At 43.8% G+C, this 23,094-nt stretch carries 21 protein-coding genes; 8 read left to right on the top strand and 13 right to left on the bottom strand.

Annotation, left to right across the window (positions count from 1 at the left end):
* Positions 1-7: 7 nt before the first annotated feature.
* Both BKB51_RS03450 and BKB51_RS03445 read right to left on the bottom strand, forming a co-directional pair.
* A complete protein-coding gene (locus tag BKB51_RS03450; RefSeq protein ID WP_125911773.1) occupies positions 8-2,032 on the bottom strand; it encodes an ATP-binding protein in 2,025 nt (674 codons plus the stop codon).
* A gap of 28 nt (positions 2,033-2,060) precedes the next feature.
* Positions 2,061-3,113, bottom strand: a complete 1,053-nt coding sequence (locus BKB51_RS03445; RefSeq protein WP_218043941.1) for an ABC transporter substrate-binding protein — start codon at positions 3,111-3,113, stop codon at positions 2,061-2,063.
* 330 nt (positions 3,114-3,443) lie between these two features.
* Between BKB51_RS03445 and BKB51_RS03440 the strand changes: the two genes are divergently transcribed.
* The 3 genes from BKB51_RS03440 (at position 3,444) to BKB51_RS03430 (ending at position 6,239) form a co-directional block, all read left to right on the top strand.
* A complete protein-coding gene (locus tag BKB51_RS03440; protein ID WP_085899689.1) occupies positions 3,444-4,997 on the top strand; it encodes a PAS domain-containing sensor histidine kinase in 1,554 nt (517 codons plus the stop codon).
* 79 nt (positions 4,998-5,076) lie between these two features.
* Positions 5,077-5,565, top strand: a complete 489-nt coding sequence (locus BKB51_RS03435; RefSeq protein WP_085899688.1) for a PAS domain-containing protein — start codon at positions 5,077-5,079, stop codon at positions 5,563-5,565.
* A 152-nt stretch (positions 5,566-5,717) separates the two neighbouring features.
* Entirely contained in the window at positions 5,718-6,239 is a 522-nt protein-coding gene (locus BKB51_RS03430) for a PAS domain-containing protein (RefSeq protein ID WP_085899687.1), read from the top strand.
* A 206-nt stretch (positions 6,240-6,445) separates the two neighbouring features.
* Here BKB51_RS03430 and BKB51_RS03425 read toward each other — a convergent pair whose 3' ends face one another.
* Together BKB51_RS03425 and BKB51_RS03420 are read right to left on the bottom strand one after the other, a co-directional pair.
* Positions 6,446-6,673 carry a YjiS-like domain-containing protein gene (locus BKB51_RS03425; protein ID WP_085899686.1) on the bottom strand — a complete coding sequence of 76 codons (228 nt, stop codon included), beginning with the start codon at positions 6,671-6,673 and terminating at the stop codon, positions 6,446-6,448.
* Between the two features lie 433 nt (positions 6,674-7,106).
* Entirely contained in the window at positions 7,107-7,994 is an 888-nt protein-coding gene (locus tag BKB51_RS03420) for an HAD hydrolase family protein (protein WP_158090129.1), read from the bottom strand.
* Between the two features lie 336 nt (positions 7,995-8,330).
* Here BKB51_RS03420 and yghU point away from each other — a divergent pair, with 336 nt between their 5' ends.
* Positions 8,331-9,227, top strand: a complete 897-nt coding sequence (yghU, locus tag BKB51_RS03415; RefSeq protein ID WP_085899684.1) for a glutathione-dependent disulfide-bond oxidoreductase — start codon at positions 8,331-8,333, stop codon at positions 9,225-9,227.
* A 198-nt stretch (positions 9,228-9,425) separates the two neighbouring features.
* Here yghU and BKB51_RS03410 read toward each other — a convergent pair whose 3' ends face one another.
* From BKB51_RS03410 to BKB51_RS03400, 3 genes are all read right to left on the bottom strand, one after another.
* Positions 9,426-9,965, bottom strand: a complete 540-nt coding sequence (locus BKB51_RS03410) for a hypothetical protein (protein ID WP_085899683.1) — start codon at positions 9,963-9,965, stop codon at positions 9,426-9,428.
* 311 nt (positions 9,966-10,276) lie between these two features.
* Positions 10,277-11,131: a DUF2189 domain-containing protein gene (locus tag BKB51_RS03405; protein WP_085899682.1), complete on the bottom strand. Its 855-nt coding sequence runs from the start codon at positions 11,129-11,131 to the stop codon at positions 10,277-10,279.
* Between the two features lie 192 nt (positions 11,132-11,323).
* A complete protein-coding gene (locus BKB51_RS03400) occupies positions 11,324-12,961 on the bottom strand; it encodes a hybrid sensor histidine kinase/response regulator (protein ID WP_085899681.1) in 1,638 nt (545 codons plus the stop codon).
* Positions 12,962-13,492: 531 nt separating this feature from the next.
* On the opposite strand from BKB51_RS03400, the gene BKB51_RS03395 reads away from it, so the two are divergent.
* Positions 13,493-14,089, top strand: a complete 597-nt coding sequence (locus BKB51_RS03395; protein ID WP_085899680.1) for a hypothetical protein — start codon at positions 13,493-13,495, stop codon at positions 14,087-14,089.
* A gap of 191 nt (positions 14,090-14,280) precedes the next feature.
* Here the strand turns inward: BKB51_RS03395 and BKB51_RS03390 are convergent, their stop codons facing one another.
* The 5 genes from BKB51_RS03390 to BKB51_RS03370 form a co-directional block, all read right to left on the bottom strand.
* The gene (locus BKB51_RS03390; protein ID WP_085899679.1) at positions 14,281-16,788 is read right to left on the bottom strand and encodes an ATP-binding protein; all 2,508 of its coding nucleotides are present in this window, start codon (positions 16,786-16,788) and stop codon (positions 14,281-14,283) included.
* A gap of 181 nt (positions 16,789-16,969) precedes the next feature.
* Positions 16,970-17,725, bottom strand: coding sequence for a substrate-binding periplasmic protein (locus tag BKB51_RS03385; RefSeq protein WP_085899678.1), 756 nt, complete (start codon positions 17,723-17,725; stop codon positions 16,970-16,972).
* A 108-nt stretch (positions 17,726-17,833) separates the two neighbouring features.
* Entirely contained in the window at positions 17,834-18,724 is an 891-nt protein-coding gene (locus BKB51_RS03380; protein ID WP_085899677.1) for an amino acid ABC transporter substrate-binding protein, read from the bottom strand.
* A gap of 49 nt (positions 18,725-18,773) precedes the next feature.
* Positions 18,774-19,430 (bottom strand): transglutaminase-like domain-containing protein, encoded by a 657-nt coding sequence (locus BKB51_RS03375; protein WP_125911772.1) that lies wholly within the window; start codon positions 19,428-19,430, stop codon positions 18,774-18,776.
* 182 nt (positions 19,431-19,612) lie between these two features.
* Positions 19,613-20,086, bottom strand: a complete 474-nt coding sequence (locus tag BKB51_RS03370) for a hypothetical protein (protein ID WP_085899675.1) — start codon at positions 20,084-20,086, stop codon at positions 19,613-19,615.
* Positions 20,087-20,464: 378 nt separating this feature from the next.
* Here BKB51_RS03370 and BKB51_RS03365 point away from each other — a divergent pair, with 378 nt between their 5' ends.
* The 3 genes from BKB51_RS03365 to BKB51_RS03355 all read left to right on the top strand — a co-directional run bounded on the left by BKB51_RS03365 (position 20,465) and on the right by BKB51_RS03355 (position 22,532).
* Positions 20,465-20,671, top strand: a complete 207-nt coding sequence (locus BKB51_RS03365) for a hypothetical protein (protein WP_085899674.1) — start codon at positions 20,465-20,467, stop codon at positions 20,669-20,671.
* Between the two features lie 435 nt (positions 20,672-21,106).
* Positions 21,107-22,024 (top strand): hypothetical protein, encoded by a 918-nt coding sequence (locus BKB51_RS03360; protein WP_085899673.1) that lies wholly within the window; start codon positions 21,107-21,109, stop codon positions 22,022-22,024.
* Positions 22,025-22,046: 22 nt separating this feature from the next.
* Entirely contained in the window at positions 22,047-22,532 is a 486-nt protein-coding gene (locus tag BKB51_RS03355; RefSeq protein ID WP_085899672.1) for a helix-turn-helix domain-containing protein, read from the top strand.
* A gap of 41 nt (positions 22,533-22,573) precedes the next feature.
* Here BKB51_RS03355 and BKB51_RS03350 read toward each other — a convergent pair whose 3' ends face one another.
* Entirely contained in the window at positions 22,574-23,041 is a 468-nt protein-coding gene (locus BKB51_RS03350) for a hypothetical protein (RefSeq protein WP_085899671.1), read from the bottom strand.
* Positions 23,042-23,094 lie beyond the last annotated feature (53 nt).

The following is a 23,094-nucleotide window of genomic DNA, read 5'->3' as shown; positions in this document are numbered from 1 at the left end:
CTGCCCTTTATGCACTTTGTTCTTTTTGAAAAACAGGTTCGTGGATAGGTTCCTGGAGAACGCTATTTATTTCCTCTAAAAGCTTTGTCGGGTTAATGGGCTTTGCAACAAAAGCATTCATTCCTGCTTCAAAGTATTCCTTTACATGGTCCTCTACCACGTCGGCAGTTAGGGCAATAATAGGTGTTTTTGCGATAGGACCATCAAGTTCTCGAATGATTTTAGTGGCCTCGGGACCACTCATTTCCGGCATTCGAATATCCATGAGGATCAGATCGGGTTCCTCACCTTGAACCGTATTTGATAACTGATCTACGGCTTCTTTTCCTGTGTTTGCTTCGTGAACAACATGACCATATTTCTCCATCAGTGCAGAGACAATGCGTAGATTGAGCGGGTTATCATCAACCGCGAGAATAACAAGGTTTCGCCTGGCTTGGTAATAGTCGGGCTCAATGTCTTCTGTCGGAGAAGGTGTGTTTTTATCAGCTTCTTTCAAAGGTATTCTGAACTCAAAATCAGTGCCTTGGTTTTCCTCGGATAAAACTGTGATGCGCCCGCCCATTATGTTCACCAACCGTTTTGATATGGCAAGCCCTAACCCGGTACCTGAATAGCGGCGGGAAATAGAGGCATCGGCCTGGGTGAATTCGTCAAAAATTTCATCCAGACGGTCTGCCGGGATACCAATCCCGGTATCTGAGACTTTGAGGACAAGCCATGAAAGATCTTTTGATTGCTGTTCCTGCCTGACAGAGAGGGTGATTTCTCCTTCCTCCGTAAACTTGATGGCATTGCCCAGTAGATTGATCAAAACCTGTCTCAGGCGGGTTGGGTCACCGTGTAAATTTGCGGGTATATCGTCCGCAATTTGGAGATTGAGTTCCAGTGATTTTTCCTGTGCTGATTGTTCTACCAGTTCGAGTGTTTTGTTGAGTTCCCGATGTAGTTGGTAATTAATATTTTCAAGTTTGAGCTTACCGGCATCAATTTTTGATAGATCAAGTATATCATTGATAATCACGAGAAGAGATCGGGTGGCATCCTTTATCTTTTCAACCTTTTCCCGGGTTTCTAAAGAGATTTTGTCTTCCAGCAACATATCTGCCAACCCAAGTACACCGGCCATGGGCGTGCGGATTTCATGGCTCATGGATGCCAGAAATTCCTGTTTGGCTTTACTCGCTGCCTTTGCTGCCTCGTACTGTTCGGCCAGTTCAGCCGTTCGTTCAATGATACGTTGTTCCAGTGTCTCTGCCGCTTTTCTAAGGTCTGTTTCAGCTTTGTCCCGTTCGTGAATACGTTTTGCTACGGACTGCAACAGGCGATTTCCTGATTCCGCGAGGACGTAGAGTTCATCTCCATGATTTTTGGCTGGTACCACAAGTCTTGTTGCCAATGGTTCGTCAGGATTGGTGCGCGCGAGTGCTTTCGAGATATTTTGCAGGGGCCCAATCAGCAAACGGTAAAAGATCAAAGAGAAAATACCGGCTATAATAAGGCTTTGCAGAAGAATGACCAAAACTTCCAATGCTACTCTTTGGACAAACTCTGTGGCGATATCAATTGGATCAGCAATAACCTGAAGGAAGCCAGCTTTGACTTCGGGATCGTCAAGGGTTCGTAATTCAATCTCAAAAGATTGTAATCCGCCAAATCCACTGTCTGCAATCCAGCGATGGGGGGACTTGGCGAGAACCCTGGATCTACTGGTAAGGGTATTGTGCAAGTCATCGAGAATGGTGACTGATATTATGGATTGATATTCCATCAAGCCATTAGCTACTTCCCCAGCCAGATCATCATTCACGTTATAGGCTGCACGTGCCGCGGGTTGATTTGCAGTTTGGATAACCTGTTCTACTGTCTTGATAAAATGTTCTTTGGTTTCTTTTAAATCCAGATAGGCAACAACAGCACTCATCAAAAGGCCAATAAGCAGCGCAACAAAGATCACAGATCTCGCGACCTTGGATGCAAGTCGTTTTTGGATCTTGGGCGTGAACAGGTCCTCTGATTGCACGTTAATCACTCAATCAATTATTCTCTAGGTGTATTCCTTAACTGTCGAAACAGGCTTTGTTTCCCCAAGTGGCTTGCAACGCCTGATTTTCCTCAATCCATTTGTCTGCGGCTTGATCGTGGTTCAAACCGTCTGCATCGACTAGCGCAGAAACCTGACTGATCATGGCATTAGTAAAATTCATATCACTGAGGATGGCAAACGCACAGGGCCAGTTTTTTTCCATTTTTATCCATGCAACTTTTTTGAGCCACCCGTCTTTTGGATTGCCGCAATCATGAACACGCTTGGGGTTAATGCCCCAGGCAGGATCATTTTCACATTCTTCAGCATAATCCGGGAACTCAACAAACTTCCCGTCAAAGCGATCTTCCACCCAATTCGGACTCCAGTTGAAAAGCACAATAGGTTCTTGTTTTTTGTAGGACTTATCCAACTCGATCCACAAGTCGTCTGCTTTAGTAACCGGGGCGACTGTAAAGTCCATCTCTAAGGCTCTTATACGTGCTTTTTCCGGTTTTTCCCATGGCCCTGCGACATACCTTCCCTGAGGGGCTGTTGAACTATGGGAAAAGAGGGCGGCACATTTTTTCAAGGCTTTCCAATCGGGCAAGCCGGGGCAGACTTTCTCTACATAGCTGGGGTACCACCATTCTTCACGGGTTTTGGCTGCGTGATCACCAGCAACAACAATTTGTCCCTTTTTCTGCACTCGTTGCAGGTCTTCAGCCATGGTGCCCTGCCAGACTTCGACCTGTACATGTTCCAGGCCGCGATGAAGCCTGGCCCACTGATCCTTTGTCGTTAGTTCCTTGTATTCTACAGTATAACCCTTGGATTGAAGCGTTTTACCATAGATTTTTGCCATAACGATCTGGCTGGTCCAGTTATTGATAATAACCCTGACAGGTTCCTTACTTTCCGGAACAGATGAAACTGCAGGACTAAAACTGGCCATCAGCATGATACCAGTCGTAAACAGTAACCGACCAATAAATAGGGCAGTAAACTGGGCAGTAAATCGGGAATTACACACGAGAGGGTGATTGTGCATGTTCGCTTTGTGGGCATCTTTAAGGATCGAGATCATTGAAAACCCTAATCATTTAACAGGAATAGGTTTGCGTGCCTTATCGGTGACATCAAAGCTTATGGGGAAAAGATTAAATATTTCTTTTGTAACTGCACATCTTTCCAGCAAGCTGAAATCTCCTTGGTCAGGTGTCAATAATAGGCCCGGAACCCCAAAACTTGGGTTTGTAAGCCCTGATCATTTAAAAATTAAGAGTTGTTTAGCTTGTTTTACCTAGAGTCTATTCACGGCTAGTTGTCTGGACAGGATGTGTTATATTGTGATTTCTCTGATAAATTCGGAGGAACCACAATGTCAGATGCTGACAGAGGTGAGTAGGTTTAAAGTATGTCAGTAGAAATCAAGGGACCTGATCAGGGGGGGCTATCCCAAACACGTAAGGAAGACAGGGTGGAAGCAGCCATCCTGGTGCTTTCTGATGATTGCCTGTCCCTTCTTGACGTGAATGATCGCGCGACTGAAATGCTTGGTTATTCACGTGATGAGTTGCTCGCTTTGGCTCCTGATGAATTAATTGATTTCTCACCCTGTTCAACAAAAACCGGGAATTTATGGGCTCTTGTCAAAGATGAGGTAACCTTACGGCATGCTAATGGACAGTCGATTTTTTGTCGTGTTTCGTCTGGCAGCCTTGAAATAGCAGGAGTTGTGCAACAGCTTGTTTCCCTGACGCCGATATCCCACGAACAAAAGATGTTAAAGGTTGGTGCGCTGTTACGTCTGGCTGTCGAACATATGCCGGATGCGATGATTATCTATGATGTTGATGATCGTTTGATGTATTTTAACAAGGCTTATCGCAAGATCTTTTCATATATGCCACCGCTCGAAGAACTTGTGGGCAAGCATTATCTGGATGTTATTCGCATAACGATGGAAGCGCCGGGGGTTATCACGGATCCCCTTTGTCAATCTGATCCGGAAGCCTATTTACAAAAACGTCTGGATCGTTTGCACAATCCCCATGATGGCCCCTTTGAACAAGACACGGGGGTGGGGTGGCATGTGGTAAATGAAATGCGTATTCCCGGGGTTGGCTTTGTTAATCTGCGTCGGGATATCACGGTAGAAAAGAAATTCCGGGACGAGATGTCTCAGGCCAATAAACAATTGGCCAAAGCAGCCAAGGCTATGGAACAGTCGCATGCTGACGCGTTGAAAGCGCAGGTACTTGCCGAGCAGGCAAATCGCAGCAAAAGTGAATTCCTGGCCATGATGAGCCACGAACTGCGAACACCTTTGAATGCAATCATTGGTTTTTCGTCAATGATGACAGAAAAGATTTTTGGGGATATCGGAAATGATAGGTACGAAGAATATCCCTTTTTAATACATGAAAGTGGTCAGCATCTATTAGCGATTATCAATGACATTCTGGATTTGGCAAAAGTCGAAGCCGGTAAAATGGAACTGGATCGTGAGCCAATTGATGTGACTGAACTTTTGCATGAAAGTGCACGCTTGATGAAGGGGTTGGCTGTTACCCGTGGTGTAACAATAGCTATTGACGTTAACGATAGAAACGCATCCCTCTATGCTGATTCCAGAATGACCAAGCAAATGGTCGTCAATTTGCTTTCCAATGCCTGTAAATATACGCCCGAAGGTGGGGAAGTCGTTTTGTTTTTTACCCACGACGAACAAAACCGAAAAGTTATTGGTGTCAAGGATACAGGTATCGGTATGAACAAGGCTGATCTGGGCCTTGCGCTCATTCCTTTCCAGCAAGTTGGCGATGTTTCTACAAACACTGATAATGGAACCGGGCTAGGCTTGCCATTGGTTAAATCATTTATAGAACTTCATGGGGGACGGTTAGAGATTGAAAGCGATCCGGGGCAGGGGACTTGTGCTTGTTTATGTTTCCCTATATCTGAGTAATGATGACTTAATTTTCTGTGAATCTTAGTTTCTGGTAAATGAAGTTATAAGCAAGTAGGACGTGAAATAATCAGGTGGTATGATGGAACTCAGGCATAAGAAAGATAAAATCTATGATGAGTCTTTTCTCGACGTCTGTCATACTAATATCTTGAGGTTTTATGAGTTTTACTGTGCAAAAAAGCAGGGAAAATCAATGCCTTCCCGAGCAGATTTTGATCCCCTTGAAATGAAAGAGTTTCTGCCGAGCCTGACATTGGTTGATGTGAAGCCGGAAACCAATGATTTTATCTATCGTTTGGTCGGGACCAAAGAGGTTGAAATCAGGGGAAAAGACCCTACTGGTAAAAGTATTCGCGATGAATTTTATGGGGTAATTGCAGAAGAGGTAGAAGAAAATTACAGATATGTGAGCAAGTATAAAACGTTTCTGTATGACCATACCAATGATGCTGATAAATCGAATAAAATTATTCATGACGAAACTCTGTTCGTACCACTTTCAAATGATGATAATATTGTTAATATGATCATGTTGTTTTCTGTACAGCAGTTTGCGCAATACTAATAAGTAAAACTGTTGTTGGAATTGATTTCCCGGTTTTGGGTTACGTCGCTAATTTTTGTCGATTGACCGATTTCCAGCCGTTATCGCAGTTGTCATGACCCAAAATTTTACGAAACAATAATAATTAAACGTAATAATGATTTACGTCACAAATGCTTGCCTGCGATCTGGAAGAAAGCTTTATGTTCGAATTGATGTACCCGCGTAATAAGATCTATGACGAGAGTTTTCTGGATAAATGCGATCCAAAAATAGCGGCGTTCTATCAGGAGTACTGCGCGCGCAAGCAGGGACGCACAATGCCGGGACGCAAGGATTTTGATCCGCTGGATATTAAAAGTTTCCTTTCTGGTATTACCCTTGTCGAAAAAGACCGTGAAACGGGTGAACTTTTTTATCGACTGGCCGGAACCGAAGCGGTGGAACTGCGAAAGAAAGATCCCACGGGAAAGCCGGTGAAGGAACATTTCTACGGGGATAGCTGGGAAGAGGTCGAAGAAAATTATCGCTACGTCTGTGAGTGTAAATCATTCATCTATGATCACACGGTTGATGAAGACAAAATAGGGAAATTTTTCCACGAGGAAATTATGTTTTTACCGCTTTCGGATGACGATGATTTTGTGAATATCATTATGCTCTATTCCGTGAAGCGCCTGAACAGTTCTGAATAAGAGCTCAGCTAACCCAAAAAGTCGCCAGTTAGCTGACAACAGTTAGCCGACAATGAGCGACCATAATAAGAGAATATCTTGGCCATAAAAAAAGACCCCAAAGATTGCTCTTTGAGGTCTTTTCATCGAGAAAGCTACAAGCTTTAAAAACTATGGGAGGGTAGTTTTTAAAGCGAGCCTTCTATGAACACGGTCAGCTAAATCTATTAGATTTTAGAAACGATACCTGCGATATCGCAACGTGCCAGACCGATGTCTTCAAGAGTTGCATCGCTGCAGTTTTCCAGAGCGATAAGTGTTTCTCTGCGAAGCTTGAAATTTTCAATGGCTTCAATCGCGGAAACAAAAAGGTTACCAAGTGCAAAACCAATACGCTCTGCATAAGTTGCAGTTGGGTTTACAGGAAGTGTTTCTGTGAATGTTACTGTAGCCATTGTTTTAACTCCTAAACAGTAGATAAATAAAGTTTAGACGCTTCGCGATAAGTTCGTGTTCGTCCGATGACCAGAGATATAATCTCACTGATTATTTTTTACGAGTGGCAATCCTACAACTCGGATATGCAGAAAGTGCATGTCATAAAACCGACATTTTCTGCGGGATAGAGGGGGGGTATGTTTCAGGAGGGTTCGCCGTGAAAGTTATTGAATTCTCTGAATTTTGGAATGTGTGTGGCTTAAAATTTGGCAGCCTCTAAGATGTCGTTATCATCAAAAAGTCATATTATGGCTAATAAAAGTTTAAGTTTTTTTACCGCAAGTCGACCCTGATTTAATGTGTTTGTAACGTATTGTTCAGTGAGCTGGGAAAAGAATCGTTCCAAAGGCTTCCTAATGATTGTGATTACATCTTTGTTGAAGATAATTTTTACTTATGCAGTGCTTCTATATAGCTCAGCACAGATTCTTCGTTGTGGTGGCCGATGATTTTGTGGGCTTGGGCTTTGATCTCTTCGCTGGCGTTGGCGACGGCAATTGGCGTATGGACGCTACGGAGCATATCCAGATCATTGGAACTGTCACCAAAGGCGGTGGTTTCTTTGATGGTTAGGTTGTGGCGGTCCTTGATGTGACCGAGGAGAGACTTTACTGCGAAACCTTTGTTGGCTTCAGGGGCGGACACTATGATTTCCCAGCCGCCGATATAGTGGTTTGGGTAAAGAATGATCAGAAGGTGAGGGAGCTTTTCTTCGATCAGGCTTTTAATGGCAAAAATTTCTTCTTTGCTTCCCAAATATACAAAACAGAGCACATCATCCAATAGGGGCTGTGATTGGAGGTTATGGTCCTGCGGGTTTGAATCTGCTAAGGAGTTGAAAAGGTTGGACGGTAGCTCGCTCAGTCGCGGGTCACGACGAATGACTTTCTCGTCATGGAACCATTGCATGCCTTTGTTTTTCAGCTCTGGATAATAAAGCGGATTGTCATCGTCTTTGAGGCCAGACACATAAGGGATCAGACCAAGTTCCTGAAAGCAATCAAACGCCCGGATGGCATTGTTTAGCCCTAAACCTTTGTGATCCAGAATATGGTCCGTTTTTAGATCCCTGATAATGGCGCCGTTCAGTTCGATAATCGGTAGTTTGAGATTAACCTCTTCCATAAGGTGTTTTATGGAGGGGGTCGCCCGGGCTGTTGCGACTGTAAAATTCACGCCTCGTTCAATCAGGCTGTTGAGCCGTTCAACTGAGCTCTTGGGCAGATCCCCGACGGTGTCCAATAGAGTAAAGTCCAAATCGGATATAAAGAGTTTCAAGTTATGTCCTCGGTAGGTGGGCTTAACAATCTTATATGATGATCTAGCGTATTTATGCGAATGTTAAAAGGAGAGTCACTGTTAGACCTTTTTATGAATTACGCTGGCTGAAAGTATTACCCGTTATATGTATTACCGGGCGTACAATTTTCTTTACCCATTGTATTATAGTTGGCAGCTGTTCTTGAAAAAGCACAACCAATCTCTAAGTGACATATGAACGATCAAGCAACTCCGAAATGATTAAGAGCAAGGGGAGTGCTTGGCCTATAATCTTTTGTAACCAGTATCTTGAGTTACATCGTCCAGCTAAAAGAGATCAGGTAAGGAATTTTTATGAGTAATCCTGCGAATACCCCCGATAATTATCCCGCCGACTATACACCCCCAAAAGTATGGAAATGGGATAGTGAGAATGGTGGCGAATGGGCCAGTATCAATCGCCCTGTCGCTGGCCCGACACATGATAAAACCCTACCGGTTGGTGATAATCCGTTACAGCTTTATTCTTTGGCGACCCCAAACGGTGTCAAAGTCACGATTATGTTGGAAGAGCTTTTGAGCCAGGGGCATAAAGGGGCTGAATATGATGCTTACTTGATCAAAATTGGTGACGGCGATCAGTTCTCCAGCGGTTTTGTTGATATTAATCCGAACTCGAAAATTCCTGCTTTGCTGGATAATGGCCCTGACACGCCGATCAAAGTTTTTGAATCAGGTTCAATTTTACTGTACTTGGCTGAAAAATTTGATGCCTTTTTACCAAAGGACCCTGTTAAGCGCACAGAATGCCTGTCATGGCTTTTCTGGCAGATGGGGAGCGCACCGTACCTTGGCGGCGGCTTTGGTCACTTCTATGCCTATGCACCCTTCAAAATGGAATACTGTATCGATCGCTTCACGATGGAAGTGAAGCGTCAACTTGATGTGTTGGATCGCCACTTGAGCAATAACAAATATATGTGTGGTGATGACTATACCATTGCTGATATTGCGATATGGCCATGGTATGGATCTGTGGTCTTGAACAGAAGTTATGATGCTGCTGAATTCCTTGATGCCGAAAGCTATACCAACGTGATGCGCTGGGCCAAGGAAATCGATAAACGTGACGCAGTGCAACGTGGCAGAATGGTCAACCGTACATGGGGTGATTTGGATACACAGCTGCATGAACGTCACCACGCCAGCGACTTTGACCTGAAGACACAGGATAAAGTTGCTGCTGAGTAGGTCGTTCTGTCCTGAATGTCATAGAGCGATTATGTGCTAAGGAAAACCTTTCAGGCCTGGGGATTGTTTCTCTGGCTTGGAAGGTTTTTTGTTATTCAACTGGGACTTTGTTATTTAACTAAGACATGGGATGGTTTTGTTACATAGATATCCGCTGCGCAGAACGGAACTTTCTGTCGCGAACAGATTAATCATGCTCTAGTCAAAAAGAGCATCAATTTCATCCTGAGAGATAGCTTCTTCGACTTCTATCGCAGGCCCGTCCATGGCAACTTCTTCACTTGGTGTTTCTTTTGCCGAAATTTCCAAGCCCAGTGTTTGAATGGCTGCTTCGCCGTAGATTTCAGCCATGTTGCTCACCCTGTCTTCGACAAACTGCATTGATCGCAAAATCTTGGTGACACGCTGTCCGGTTATGTCCTGAAAGCTACAGGCTTCGAGGTTATTGGTGGCGTTGGCAACAATTTGATCACAGAGTTTATTACGATCTTCCTCGCTGTTGTTTTCACGAAGCTTTTCAGCAGCATCCAAAATTTCTTCGGAAGACTTCAGAATGCCATTTGATGCTTCTTCTGTGTTTTTTACAAGTGCATCAAGCTGGACGGACATGTTCTCAAAATCTGTCCGGTCCCCTTTTTTGCGCATGGCATCGGCAAGTTCCTGGCGCAAGCGTTCTACATAGAGGACAAGTTTTTCTAGTTCTTTGTGAAGGCGTTCGTCTGTTGCGGCAATTGCCATGGTTAAATTCGTCCCAAAGTCGGTACCCCGAAGTTTATATATAGGGGGAGGCGTTCTATTTTCAAACTTGATATCGTATATAACATAGACATAAATATCAGATTTAGGAATATTTTCCTTTATTATTTATGTAACTCTAACGTTACGGCAACACCCCTTATTCGTTAAAAAGTTTAGCCCCCGGCAATTAACGCAGTGTTAAAACGGGGTGGTTTTACAGATATTTTCCTGTAAATATTTTATTCTAATGATAAACCGAACAAAATAACCGGTGTTTCTGTTGCTTATCTAACAGATAGTATATGTTAGATTTATGTAGCATTAGGTTGAGGACCTACGGCACGTTTGTATAGATGCCAGGTTGCATGCCCCAGAAGTGGTAAGGTTACAAACAATCCTAACAAACCAGCGAGAATGGAAGCAACGGTCAGCACTGCGATGGTGATACACCAAAGGATCATTGTCTGCGGATTGTTTTTGACCAATCTGACTGATGTCACCATGGCGGTCACAAAGTCAATGTCGCGGTGATAAAGCATGGGAAAGGAAATCACTGAAAAGGAAAAAACAATCAGGGCAATGATTGCGCCGACGATATGCCCGACAAACAGGAATAATAATCCCTTTTCCGTTGTAAAGATCAGGTCAATCAGTTCAGCCATGCTGAAAAGTTTAAATCCAAAAAAGCTGAGGGTGATAAAGGCTGCCATATCGAGCCAGATGAAAAGTGAAAATCCGGTCACCAGAGCCATCCAACCGAGATCTCGATTAAACATCGATTTGACGACACCAAAAGCGCGCCCCCAACTAAGGGGCTTGTTTTCTTCCAACTGGTGGCTGATGAAATAAAATCCACTGGCGATAAAGGGGGCAATAAGGGCAAAGCCAATAGCAAGTGGATAGACGAGATAGGGCAGCTCAAGCTCCAGCAAGAGAATGATCAGTACCCAACCGCCAACAGCATAGATCCCGCCAAAGAACAGGCCATAGCGGATTGAATTCAAGAAATCGGACATCCCGGCTTTTAAAATTTCGGGAATAACAGCTGGCGAAAGACTGTAAACATCCGGCCAGTTAGGGTTTCTTTTTTTTACCCGGGCATTATCCTTGATTGTCGGATCCTGGGTGCTATTGGGTGCAGTGTTCCCTTTGGAAGTATCGGCCATGTTTTATTTCCCTGATGACTAGTGGCACCGTCTTTAATTTTATTGGTGCTCTTTTGATGACAGAGTAAGTCATTTGATTAGGAATTTATACTATTAATTGTTATTTTCTTCGATGCCTTATGAATGCTTTTTGGCTGGCAAGCATTCATAAGGTTTTGATTTAGCTATTTAAAGTCTTGGGAATGAGAAATTTTAAAGGGGAAGGTAGAGGTGCACAGTTGTTCCCTGTTCAGGATAACTTTCGATTTCCATGATACCATTGTGAGCTTCGATCAAAGATTTCACAATTGCGAGTCCCAGCCCCATCCCTTCTTGTGACAGGTGAGGATCGGTGTTCATTCTGGTAAAGGGTTGCTGTAGTTTGGACAAATCTGTTTGGTCCATCCCGATGCCACTATCTGCAATAGATATATGTGCGTGCTTTTGGATAGTAGCCTTTTGTCTATCCTGTTCGGGTACATTTTCTGAAGACTGATGTGTTTGTTCAACCGCTACTTCGTCAAGCGTAATTGTTACAGTACCATTCTTGGGGGTAAACTTGGCAGCGTTCGTGAGTAAATTAAATAATATTTGTCTAAGTGCTCTGGCATCTGCGTTTATGATGGTCGTATTTTTGGGGGTCAAGATCTCTGTGTATATCTCTGCCTTTGTAAGGGTTGGCGCAGCTTCTTCAAAGCAGTCTTTGATGAGTTGGCAAAGCTGCAGGCGTTCCTTTTTTATCTCAAGCTGACCTGCTTCAGCAGAGGATACTTCGAGAATACTGCTAATGAGATTTAGCAGATGACTGCCGGAATTATGTATATCCTGCGCATAGTGCATATATTTTTCTGACCCGAGAGGGCCGAAATGCTCCCCTGTCAGAATCTCACTGAATCCCAATATAGCGTTTAGGGGCGTTCGCAGTTCGTGGCTCATCGTTGCCAAAAAAGACGCTTTGGTTCTGTTCGCTTTTTCTGCTTCGCTCAGAGCTAGTTGCAGAGTTTGTTCAGTCGTCTTGATTTGGGTAATATCCTGAACGGTGCCATAGGACCTGATAATATTTCCTTTGTCGTTACGAATTGCCTGCCCGATTTCACGCAGGTGTGCAATAGACCCATCCTTTTTGATTATCCTGAATTCCACATCAAAACGGTCTGATATGCCATCATGAAAATGGGACTTGTAGCGGTAGTTTTCATAGTCTTCCGGGTGAAGGTGTTTTAGATCTTTATTTGCTGTCCAGGAACCCAATTCAACCTGGCTGGCATCCATTTCATAAATTTTCAAGAGTTCTGGCGAATAGTATAGGGCAGTGTTCCTTTTTTCATCCCATTCCCAAAATCCAAGCTCAGAAAGAGTAACGGCTTGTGATAGACGAAGCTGTGATTGCCGAACTTCAGTTTCCAGTTCTTGTTGTCTTTTTGCTGTCTCGGCGCGAAGCAAGGTACGTTCAAGGATTGCTGGCAAGACATCAAAGAAAACAACTTTGGGGTCTTTGTTAATATAGCAGGTCACGCCCGCCCGTAGAGCTTCAGCGGCCTGATACTCTGTTTCTTGGGACGTAATAAAGACGGTCTGCAGTTGAGGGCTGAGAGCCAGTAGTCGTTTGATAAGATCTATACCGGGACTATCAGGTAATGTGTGATTGACAATAACCAGAAATGCAGGTGACAGGCTTTGAAATTCAGATGCGTCTTTTGCCGAGGGGACTGAGGTTATTTTATACCCCAAAGGCTCGAGAGCTTCTTTGACTTCTTCGACAAAAGAAGTGTCATCATCCACATAAAGAACAGGGATCGGTAATTGGGTTGCACAAAGCTTTTGCCATTCAGGAGAAACCAAATCAGCCATAGGTGATCCAGTTCTGCTGCTGAAGCTGCCTGTTTTTACAATGGCAGTGGTGTTCTGTTTTTGACGGTATCATCACATGTGATACCGTTGAATTATTCATTTTTTGTAACAACCTAAACCCTTGTCAGGTTTGCAATCTGGCTTGTTATTATTATTCCAGAAACTGTGATGTGCATTTCTTGAGACGGCTTCATTCACTGACTAAAGAAATGAACACGGTGTACCTGTTCGTATTTATTATTACGGACAGAATAGCGCCAAATAGTTAAGATTATATTATATATGACAAATCTAAATCTTTTAGCTTATTGGTATTGTTTGATTTATTTTGAATTACTTCTCTTGACCCCGGTCTATGGATTTTCAATAATCCCGGTGCTTACATGCAAGATTGGCCACACAAGAATGGTCGTCTCAAAAGAAAAACGTCAGGACATTTTAAAACATAAGGCTTGATCAGACAGAGCATAATGATGTGACGGAAACTGCGCATTATTTCCTCTATCGGACTTGAGCTGGAAAGTGAAGAGAATGACCTGTTCAAAAACACCAGATTACGGCAACTGGTCGCAAAGATCTAAAAGTTATCCATTGAGTAATTACCGTTTTCAATCGTCAGAGCTATTGGTTCTGGAGTTGCTACGTTTTTATTGCCAATCCTATGCCGATCCTGCTTCTTTGGCTTGGGAAAAGGCCTTTGCTTTGGGGGAAAAAGAGTTGGGTCCCTATGATGGGGCGTGGGTGGTCAACGCAACGGCTGCTTTTATCCGGACGATACGAAACGAACGAAAGGCATCGTTTGAGTTTATTGTATCTTGTTGTGAAATCTGTCGTCAGCAAATCTGCGTGACCGAGCTAAATTCGTTGTGGTTGATACAGGCCGCGAGAACCGAAAATACCTTGGCGATGGAAACAGCTGGGCGACTGACACTTGACCGAGCAGGGTATTGGCCTGGTTTGGAAGAGTTACTGGAGAAATCAAGGCGCTTGGGATCTGTACTGAATGAGGTTTTCCCCGAGGAGCATGTATCTTTTCGCCACCATTCAGATCAAAACCGACTTGCCCGAGATGAACTCTCTAAAGGCCAATTTCCCAAAAACCAATTTCCGGAGGGAAAGTTACATTAAAAGCATACAGTTTTTTTAGCTGTATCTAAATTGGTTGGAGCAGAAGACAGATGTCCATCTGTTCCAACTGAGGATCCTCTAGTGCCTTCTCACACCAGACGCTTTTTGGCCGGCGCAAATTAAAGATACCGATTTTGTACAGGTATGATTGTCGTGCTGATAGATCTGACACTTTTGATAAGGGTCATTTCTTATGCGTTAAGTTTATTGTTCCACCAGTTAATTGTCTCTTCGGCTGTTTGCTGAAGCGTTGGTAAATAGTTGCCTGCAGCAGTCATATCTTTTGAATGGCTTTCCATGGTTTTTGCCTGTTCTGCCAAACGGGGTGCAAACATGGAACTGGCTGATCCTTTGATTGTATGTGCGGCGAGGTAAATTAACTCGCTGTCAGCTGATGACACGCCTTCTTTTAATTTGTCTATTTGGGTGTTTATCGTATCCGGTGCCATTCCGATTAACTCAGCCAAGACCTCGTCGCCTATTTGCGATTTCATGAGATCATATTCCTCTTCGGAGCCGATTGGCATGCCTGTTTCATCTGGGGTACTTGTCATGTTCGGCGAAACCTCTTCTGTGAACTCTTCTTTCACAGTTTCTTTTGTGCGAGACGAAAACTGCGAAGGTCTTGATGGATCAGTTTTTCTTTGCTGATTGATTGTGTCCATATATTTAACGATAGTGCCTTTTAGTTGTTGTTCAGTAAAGGGTTTTGACAAGACATCGTTCATACCTATTTCCTTGAAATGGGCATGACGTTCTCGAAAGGCTTCGGCTGTCAGGCCGATAATAGGTATATCCGGTTGCCTTTCCCCTTCACGTATGATCGAGGTGGCTTCCATGCCGTCCATTTGCGGCATGTGAATATCCATAAAAATCAGATCAAAACTGTTATGGTTCAGGGCATCAACCGCTTGTTGTCCGTTTATAACGATGGTTGGATGGTGGCCAAATTTTTCAAGGAAAGCTTTTGCGATGGTCGCATTGACCATATTGTCTTCGGCAACCAGAATGTCGAGAGGCGGACAATTCAGCTCATCCAGCGGTATATGCTGTTCTTCCAGCAGGGTGATTTCTTCGCTATTTGGTGTATAGACGGGGAAAATAAGCTCGAACTCACTGCCAATATTGAGTTTACTTGATACTCTGATCTTTCCCCCCAGCATTTCTGCCAAATTTTTCACAATCGCCAGACCAAGTCCAGTGCCGCCAAACTTACGAGTGATGGTGTTGTCTTCTTGGGTAAAGGATTGAAATATTGACTCTATTCTGTCTTCGGCAATGCCTGTTCCAGTATCTCTGACGCTTATAATCAGGATATTTTGTTGTCGTGTGGTTTTACTTTTCATGGACATGAAATCACGACAACGAGGATCATCGAATGAGAGCTTTTCAACAGATAGTGTAACCCCGCCACTTAGGGTGAATTTAATGGCATTGCTCAATAGGTTTGTCAGGATTTGCCGTAACTTTGTACTGTCTGTCTTGATGTGTTGTGGGCAAGTTTCTGTAATATTTGTGGTGAGGTAAAGCCCGTTGTCTTCCGCAAGGGAGAGGAGAGGCGTTGTGACTGTTTCGATCATTTCCTGCAGGTCAAAAGCTGTATGTTCCAGCTCTACGTTGCCGGTTTCGATCTTGCTCATGTCCAGAATATCATTGATGATTTCAAGAAGGCTGAGGCCTGAGGTTATAATAATGTCCAGTTGGGTTTTCTGATCATTGTTAAGGTCTGAGTCCCTTAACAGCTGTGCCATGCCGATAACGCCATTTAAGGGCGTTCGAATTTCATGGCTCATGGTTGAGAGAAAGCTTGATTTGGCTTCTGTTGCCTTCTTGGCTGCCTTCGAAGTATCTTCCAGTTCTTGTGCCTGTTCCAACAGCCGTTCATTGACTTTAAAGAGAACGGATTGATGAGCTTTGAGGTCTGTGATTTCAGTTCTTACCGCAACAATGCCACCGGCTTTACTTTCCAACTCGCTGATTTGAATCCACCGACCATTTGGAAGTTGCCGTTCTTTATCTCCGCGTGGTGAAAGGCCATCCCGGTTCCATTTGGCTCCTTTATCAATGGCAGACGCTTTATCGCCTATCTTGTCCCAATAAGCGTTGAGTATTTCCTGACGATCAACACCAGATTGAAACATGTGAGCGACTTCAGGGTAGAGTTCTCTATGGCGGGCATTACAAAATACGAGTTTGCCTTGTTCATCGTAGAGGATGAAGCCGACACTGATGTCTTCCAGTGCAGATAAAACTTGTTCAGCAACTTTTTGAGCTTCGTGTGATGTGCGTGGCAAGAGTGGCGATGCTCTGAAGGTATAGAGTATCGCACCATCATGAAGCGTGTGTCTTGTGCTGGTAATTCTTAAGTTTCCCAAACCAGCCAGGTTAATGCTCGTCAGCTTGCCGTTTTCATAATCCCGTAAGTCTTTGCGCCAGGAAATTCGTTGGCTTTCCGTTAAATGTCGCCCGGCATCAGCAACAATTCTGTCCATAAATGAGGAGATAGGGATATTCGGTTCTATGATTTTGTCTAGTGACTTATCTGAAGGGTGAAGCACTTGCTGCAGATCGTGGCTATAATTGATCAGCAGGCCACGTTTATTGAAAATAGCAAAAGCATCAGGGGATGATGCTTTCTGCTCTTGCTCAGAGAGAAGGGTGTCACCTGTCTTATGTCCTTGTTCCAATGGCCTGGTCATATGATCCTATGATCTGAGCATCTATTGATAGTGGAAAATATTTTGCCGTTAGTTCTAAGCTTTAGTCTTAAATCCTAATGGCATCACAGTGATATAATTTTGATAAGAAATACTTAATTAAAATACAACTACTGCGATGATATTTTGATCATATGTAGCGTTATTTTGTTGACGGATATTGCTAATTTAAGGGAACGGATGGTTTGGTATAGCTATCAATAATAGCGTTGATGGTTCCTTGGCTGTGGAGGTCTTTAATGGCGCGATCAAAGTCCGGCAGTATGTTTGTGTATTTTGATTTCTTGTTGATGCATAGATGAATATTGATTGTGTCGACAACCACGGATGTTTTTTCGATGCGGTTTGTATAGTGGTTATCTCGTGCGAAGTAATCGAAGTTGACAGTGTCCCGGACAATAATATCTGCGCGTTTGTTCGCGAGTAGCTTGTAGGTTTGTTCCAGTGTGTCTGTCCAGACAACTTTTGCATCTGGAAGTTTGCTTTTGAGCCAGCCATTTCCTCTGTAATCCACCAGGACAAACTTCATAAGATCCTGGGCTGACTTGATTGCCAAGATTTGATCGCGTTGAGGGTGATCTACATAGGTGTAAATGACAATGTCACCGGAAAAAACAGGTTCCTTGCTGCAGGCAGTGTATTTAAGCCGTTCTGGTATTGGTATGGTGACAAAAGCGTCTGCGATCCCTTTTTTGACGTTCACTTGGGCGCGAGACCAGGGGTATCCATCGTATTGGGTCTCTATATTCAGTTTGTTTCTGAGAACTGTATTAAGAACGTCAATAACAACGCCTTTCATCTGCCCGTCTTCAGTCCAGACCATGGGGGCGTAGCTTTCAGGAAAGGCCAGCTTCAACGGTGTAGCTGCAGCTACAAATGGACAGGATAGAATGAAGAAAACCAGGGGCAAAAACTTCAAGTTATACACTCCGGTGCCTTGCAAACAGCTCTTTCTCAATTCTTGAGTGTACTCTTTTTAATTCGATTTGTGTTGGAAAATTTATTTTTTGGTCAAGATTTGTAAGGCCTATTCAGGAATACTTTGTAATTTGAACATGGCGCGAAGGATATTTTCATTGGAACGAATTCCCATATGCGAGAACCATTTGTTAAAGAGTTCCAGGGATTTTTCACTGCGGTAAAGACCGGCCAGATAACGGTCGACAAGGAGTTTGAAGTCTAATGACTGACGTGCGAACATTAAGGCGTAGGGATCGTAAGTATAAAAGCGATTGACCAGCTTAAGGTCATTCGGAGCATCTGCTGCATCAAGTAAACCGATTAAGATGATACGATCAGCTATGTAAGCATCAATCTCTCCGTTCTCTAGTGCTTCAATACCTGTCTTGGGATGCTTGTAAGTAACGAGTTCAATGTCAAGTTGGTCACGTTCTACGCGTTTGGCGATGGTGTCGGCAGTGAGAGTACCATAGATTATACCAGCCTTTTTCCCTTTGAGGCTTTTAAGACTTCTGATCCGACTATCATCTTTCACGAGCATTTCAGCACCTGTGACATAGGTTAAGAGGCTAAATCCTACCTTCTCTTGACGCTTGAATGTCCAGGATGTCGTGCCGCAAACAATGTCCACCTTCCCATCTTGTACATAGTCAAAGCGGTTATCGGCTGTCACTTCAACCATTTTTAATTCAAGATCCGGTTGATCAAGGTCATGTTTCAACTTTTCGTATATACCGTTACAAAGGTCGATCGAATAACCTTCTACGTCACCTGCTGCCGTGACATTGGAGAAGGGGTGTTTTTCATTGCGATAGCCAATGACAAAGCTGTTAGTTTCTTTGATTCTTTCTAGCGTATTGTCTTGTGCTTCGGCCTGTGAAAGTTGCGAACACAAAGAAAGACCCAAAGTCAGAAAAAGAGCCGTGATTATTAAGTTGCTAGGGATGGACTTTTTCATTTTATCGCTTTGGCATGAGTTAAAGAGAAAATGATGTTGCTAAGTAGAGTCAGAAAGCATCATGAAATTGCGTATTTACGCTGACAAACGCAGCTTGTTCTTCCATATTGATTTCATAACTGGGTTTGAAGCTGTGATGTTGTTCTTCGGAAATGACCCGTTGATAGAGGTTGTCGAGTACGTATTGATCGCCCGACTTTGTTTCGACAACTGCAACCGCATGGCCAACCGGGCCGTATCGCCCGTAAAATGTCCCCGCAACCATCCAGAGGTCGCGCTGATCGTAGCCCAGTAAAGCTGCCGATGTGAGGTAAACATGCGCATAATCATCACAATCTCCGTATCCACGGGCGATGGTTTCTCCTGGAGTTGACCAATAGTCTTTGCGCTCTGTTTTATACTTCACATTACGACCTGCCAGGGCATAGAGAGATTTGAGTTCCTTGACTGTGTCACTCGATTTTTGAGCCATCAGATTTTGGTACCAGTTCCGAACGCGCTTTGATTTATTTTTATTGTAGGAATGAAATTCACGTAACCAGCGGTGGTGGAACTGAGCTTGTTGCGTTTTATTTAGAAAGCTTTTAGGGGCTTTGGATATGGTGACATATTTGGCGTGGACATGGTCCGTAGTTGTTGAACAGGCAAGCGCGATTAATAATGCAAAAATGATATTCTGTCGGTTGTTTTGCATTGAGAACGTCACTGGTTTTCCTTGGACATTTACAGAAAAGATAGAGTAGCAATTCCTACTAATTTAGGGAAGGTTCAAATGTATGATAAGAATTTTTGCAAATGGAATAATACACTTACTGGAAGAAAAAGGCCCGCCACAAGTTATTATCGGGCGGGCCTGCGAGTGTTGTGAAATAGAATAGGAGAGAGCGATCAGTTTGCCATATTCCACAACACACGTAAGAGGGCAATTTGGGCCATAAGAATATAGGCCATCAGCATGAAGAGCATTGTATAGCGATGGGCATTGGACTCTCCACGCGATTTGAGGGCGCGAACCCGTTGTGTCGATGTTGATAGGTGTTTGGATACTTCACGAATAATCCGTTTTTCGTTTATCTGCCAGAATTGCAGAAAGATTTCTGTCGCAATTGCAAATACTGTTAAAACTAAGGAGCAAGCAATAAGGTAATTAAGGAATTTTGCATCATAGGCATTTGCCTTAGCGAGGAAGTAGATTGCAACATAGGCCAGGCTTAAATAGGCAATCGATTGCCATTGTTGGCGTTTGGCAAACAAAAGATTTTCGCCAGCTTCCTGATAAATCATAAGAAACTCTGCATGACTTAGGTCATCAAGCGAGCTTTCTATGTGCTCAAATTCATCTTCATCATTTTCGTCGATCATTACAACCTCGTCCAGAGAAATGGCTAAATTAGCGCGTCCCGAAGTAAACCCCCGAAGTAAGCCCAAGCTAAGGATCAACCTGTTAACGTGACAGATGGTTGGCGTCATTTATGTCATAGGCTAAATGATTGAACCAACAGGCACGAAAAAGGTCTGTCTTTTACGACCATAGGGCTATGATCTCATTAAGGGGTTAATAAGTTCTTTATAGGTTTGCTTTATTGTTTTTAACCAAGAGGTTAGCCTTGGGGAGTAAAAGTGATTTGCGCTTAGCTTTATTGTTTTTGCTTTTAGCTAAGTGAGGCAGGGGGAACTGGCGCAGTTCTTGTATGGGTATTCGGGTAACTCTATATTTTTAAAAGAGCAAGGGAGCAGGTCATGACAGGATTTTTTCAATCAGCTTTGATATTGGCGATAGTTCTTGTGCTGAATGGTTGTTCCCAGAATGCTTTTCAAAAAGAAGAGGTTGTTGTGGTTTCTGAACCAACGCCAACGACCTATTGCTATCGCTCACTCGCCAACGTGGATTGTTATGAAGAGCCTGTGCCAGAAGAGGAGCGGACGCTTCTTGTTCCTGTAGAATAGGTGGCATATATCCGGCAGGTTTTTTGTTGCCGGGATCTTTTTGCCTCTTTCAATCCGTTATTCCCTTATCCTGTTTCTGTCTTATTTGTGGTTAACCAAGGAATAATCTTTATTCCTTTTCTTTTGCCATCCTTTTTATAAATTGTAGGCGGTTCGCTTCCCAGAAAATCAACTGTCCAAATTGATATGAATGGATAGTTGTCTGTGCTGTTTCCGACAGTCGATCGCCTTGTTCACTCCTTAGAGCCTTTAGCTATTTAAAACTTATCAACCTCACACGACTTAAGGTTTCTGCGGTTTATCTGGTCTTGTGGTTGATCTTGTTATATTTTTTATCATCTGCCTAATTTTGTAGTTGATTAATATTTTAATAATAAATAGTATCATCTAATAAATTAGACAGATGAGTGTTAAAACGCTCTGCAGGGGGACATCGTGAAGAGATCGCAACTGGATTTGCATCGGTTTGAGAAGGTTTTGGCTTTGCTGGATTCAGCCGTCGAAGGAGAGGCTATTGCCGCTTTGGGGCGTGCCAAACATATGCTCGCGGGTGCAGATATTAGCTTTAGAGAGCTAAAGGTGGGGATCTCCAGTTCTCAAGGATTAGCTCAAGAACCTGTACAGGTGGTTGATACAACCCAGGTGCAAAGGCTGGAGCAAGAACTTGAATCTTTACGATGGTCCCTTGCGCGGCATGAGCTGCAAGTCGCAGCATTACGTCAGTCCGTAGAGGAGAAATCCGCAATGATCCAGAGTGAGCAGGCAAAACGTCATGCTCAGGAAGGGGAGTTGATTGGCTTGCGAAAAGCTCATGCCGTGCAGATGGAAGAGGCCCTGAACCGAAAAGAAGAGGTCGAGAAACTGAGGCGGCAATTAGGCCAGTATCAGGCTTTTGAAAAGGAAACCGGCGTTGGGCCAAAAGCGGCTTTGCGTCAGCGTATGAAAAAGAACGCAGGCGTAACGTCAGGTCAAGCCGAGAAAGCGGTCCAGAAAAATGTACAGAAGAAGACTGTCCCAATCGCCAATCCTGTTGGGGTCGCCCGCCGGAAAACAAATACTGATGACATCACGAAGGAAATCGTCGACATCGTAAATGAGCATCCGGACCGGCCAGAGCAGGCGGCTTTTAACCTTGTTGGCGGAGAGGATAGATCCATCGGAAAGGAATATCGTTGGGCGCGTCTGGAAGACAGGCATCAGGTTATGGCAGCTGTTGTCGAGGCAGGTAATGATGAAGCTCTTCCGGCTGATGGACTAAAGAGTACGAACTCTACAAAGGTGAATAGCGCTAATTTGGATATGACGAAGTTAAATGCGCTAGAGCGGGCAATGGGCCTGCGCGCTGAGGCTTGAACAAGGCGCATAGATTAAAATTATGGCTTCTAAAGACAACGATGGCGGCTCAAGGCCCAAAAAAATAAGTGATAAAAAAAGAGAACGCTTGGCAAGGTCAAAGGAACAGTTTGCTGTGCTCCAGGAAAGTTTACGCCAAAGTGTGGTCCAAATGGAGCAGTGGGGAAGCTGGGCGCAAGACTTGATTGAAAGTCGTGACGATGAGATCGCGGCCTTACAGGCACGGGTCGATGCGCTTGAGACACGTTTGTTGCGCGAGGCGGGGGATGAACCCCGTCTGACAAATGCGCAAAAACGAGAAGCCATAACGGCGTACTTAACGGACCCGGAACGAACAAACTGGTCAGATCGGGAAATTGCCCGACAAGTTGGTACATCACCCCAAACCGTTGCAAACTGGCGACAGAGGCTGTCTGTTACATCCCGGCGTGGACAAGACCGTACCGTTATCCGAGGTGGCAAAGTTTTTAAAATGCGCACTGATAATATTGGACAAAACAAAAGGTAAGGAGTGCCTTTAGTTTTGTGTCCGGGGTCGTGTGTCAAATGTTACAGGGCCAGATTCTTTGTTGTACGGGCGCTATTGCGAAACAGGTTTGTCAAAGATCTGCTTGAAATGCCAAATGTTTCTCTGATTTCTTCCCGTGATCTTCCCTTGTTATAAGCGGAAACGACAAGGGCTTTTCTAATGCGTTCTGAAACACCCCATGGCGATGGAATTTCGAGATATCCACTGCTGTCGGATAAAATCATAATTTGGTTATACAGATGTTCAGATATTGGAAACCCGAACTTTTGTGCCAAATCATGCCAATCCTTGCTGATGTAAAGCTTGCGCCCGCCATTTATGTAGATAAAGGTCATGGCTTCTTTAAAGCTCAATGATTCTATTAATTCTGAAACAAGCCAGGGAAGGGCTGCAAGCACTTGACCCCTGTTTTCATTGAATAGATCTTCCAGTGTTTGAAATACATCTTCATCATAAATTGGTATGCCTTTGAAAATATGACGTTCCATATCGGTATCCCTGTGCATGTGTCCGATGAATTCGTCTTATCTCATATTTTCCG

Origin of the sequence: Kiloniella majae, from assembly GCF_002118315.1 — a bacterium.
In the GTDB taxonomy this organism is placed as follows: Bacteria; Pseudomonadota; Alphaproteobacteria; order Kiloniellales; family Kiloniellaceae; genus Kiloniella; species Kiloniella majae.
The sequence above is the reverse complement of the archived record's forward strand: the minus strand, read 5'-3'. Positions and strand labels throughout refer to the sequence as shown.

Coding starts and splice junctions, on each gene's coding strand:
- BKB51_RS03350 (WP_085899671.1), bottom strand. CDS start 23,041: ATGGAACGTCATATTTTCAAAGGCATACCAATTTATGATGAAGATGTA.
- yghU (WP_085899684.1), top strand. CDS start 8,331: ATGAGTAATCCTGCGAATACCCCCGATAATTATCCCGCCGACTATACA.
- BKB51_RS03435 (WP_085899688.1), top strand. CDS start 5,077: ATGATGGAACTCAGGCATAAGAAAGATAAAATCTATGATGAGTCTTTT.
- BKB51_RS03405 (WP_085899682.1), bottom strand. CDS start 11,131: ATGGCCGATACTTCCAAAGGGAACACTGCACCCAATAGCACCCAGGAT.
- BKB51_RS03400 (WP_085899681.1), bottom strand. CDS start 12,961: ATGGCTGATTTGGTTTCTCCTGAATGGCAAAAGCTTTGTGCAACCCAA.
- BKB51_RS03425 (WP_085899686.1), bottom strand. CDS start 6,673: ATGGCTACAGTAACATTCACAGAAACACTTCCTGTAAACCCAACTGCA.
- BKB51_RS03410 (WP_085899683.1), bottom strand. CDS start 9,965: ATGGCAATTGCCGCAACAGACGAACGCCTTCACAAAGAACTAGAAAAA.
- BKB51_RS03365 (WP_085899674.1), top strand. CDS start 20,465: ATGACAGGATTTTTTCAATCAGCTTTGATATTGGCGATAGTTCTTGTG.
- BKB51_RS03355 (WP_085899672.1), top strand. CDS start 22,047: ATGGCTTCTAAAGACAACGATGGCGGCTCAAGGCCCAAAAAAATAAGT.
- BKB51_RS03370 (WP_085899675.1), bottom strand. CDS start 20,086: ATGATCGACGAAAATGATGAAGATGAATTTGAGCACATAGAAAGCTCG.
- BKB51_RS03430 (WP_085899687.1), top strand. CDS start 5,718: ATGCTTGCCTGCGATCTGGAAGAAAGCTTTATGTTCGAATTGATGTAC.
- BKB51_RS03445 (WP_218043941.1), bottom strand. CDS start 3,113: ATGATCTCGATCCTTAAAGATGCCCACAAAGCGAACATGCACAATCAC.
- BKB51_RS03440 (WP_085899689.1), top strand. CDS start 3,444: ATGTCAGTAGAAATCAAGGGACCTGATCAGGGGGGGCTATCCCAAACA.
- BKB51_RS03390 (WP_085899679.1), bottom strand. CDS start 16,788: ATGACCAGGCCATTGGAACAAGGACATAAGACAGGTGACACCCTTCTC.
- BKB51_RS03380 (WP_085899677.1), bottom strand. CDS start 18,724: ATGAAAAAGTCCATCCCTAGCAACTTAATAATCACGGCTCTTTTTCTG.
- BKB51_RS03395 (WP_085899680.1), top strand. CDS start 13,493: ATGACCTGTTCAAAAACACCAGATTACGGCAACTGGTCGCAAAGATCT.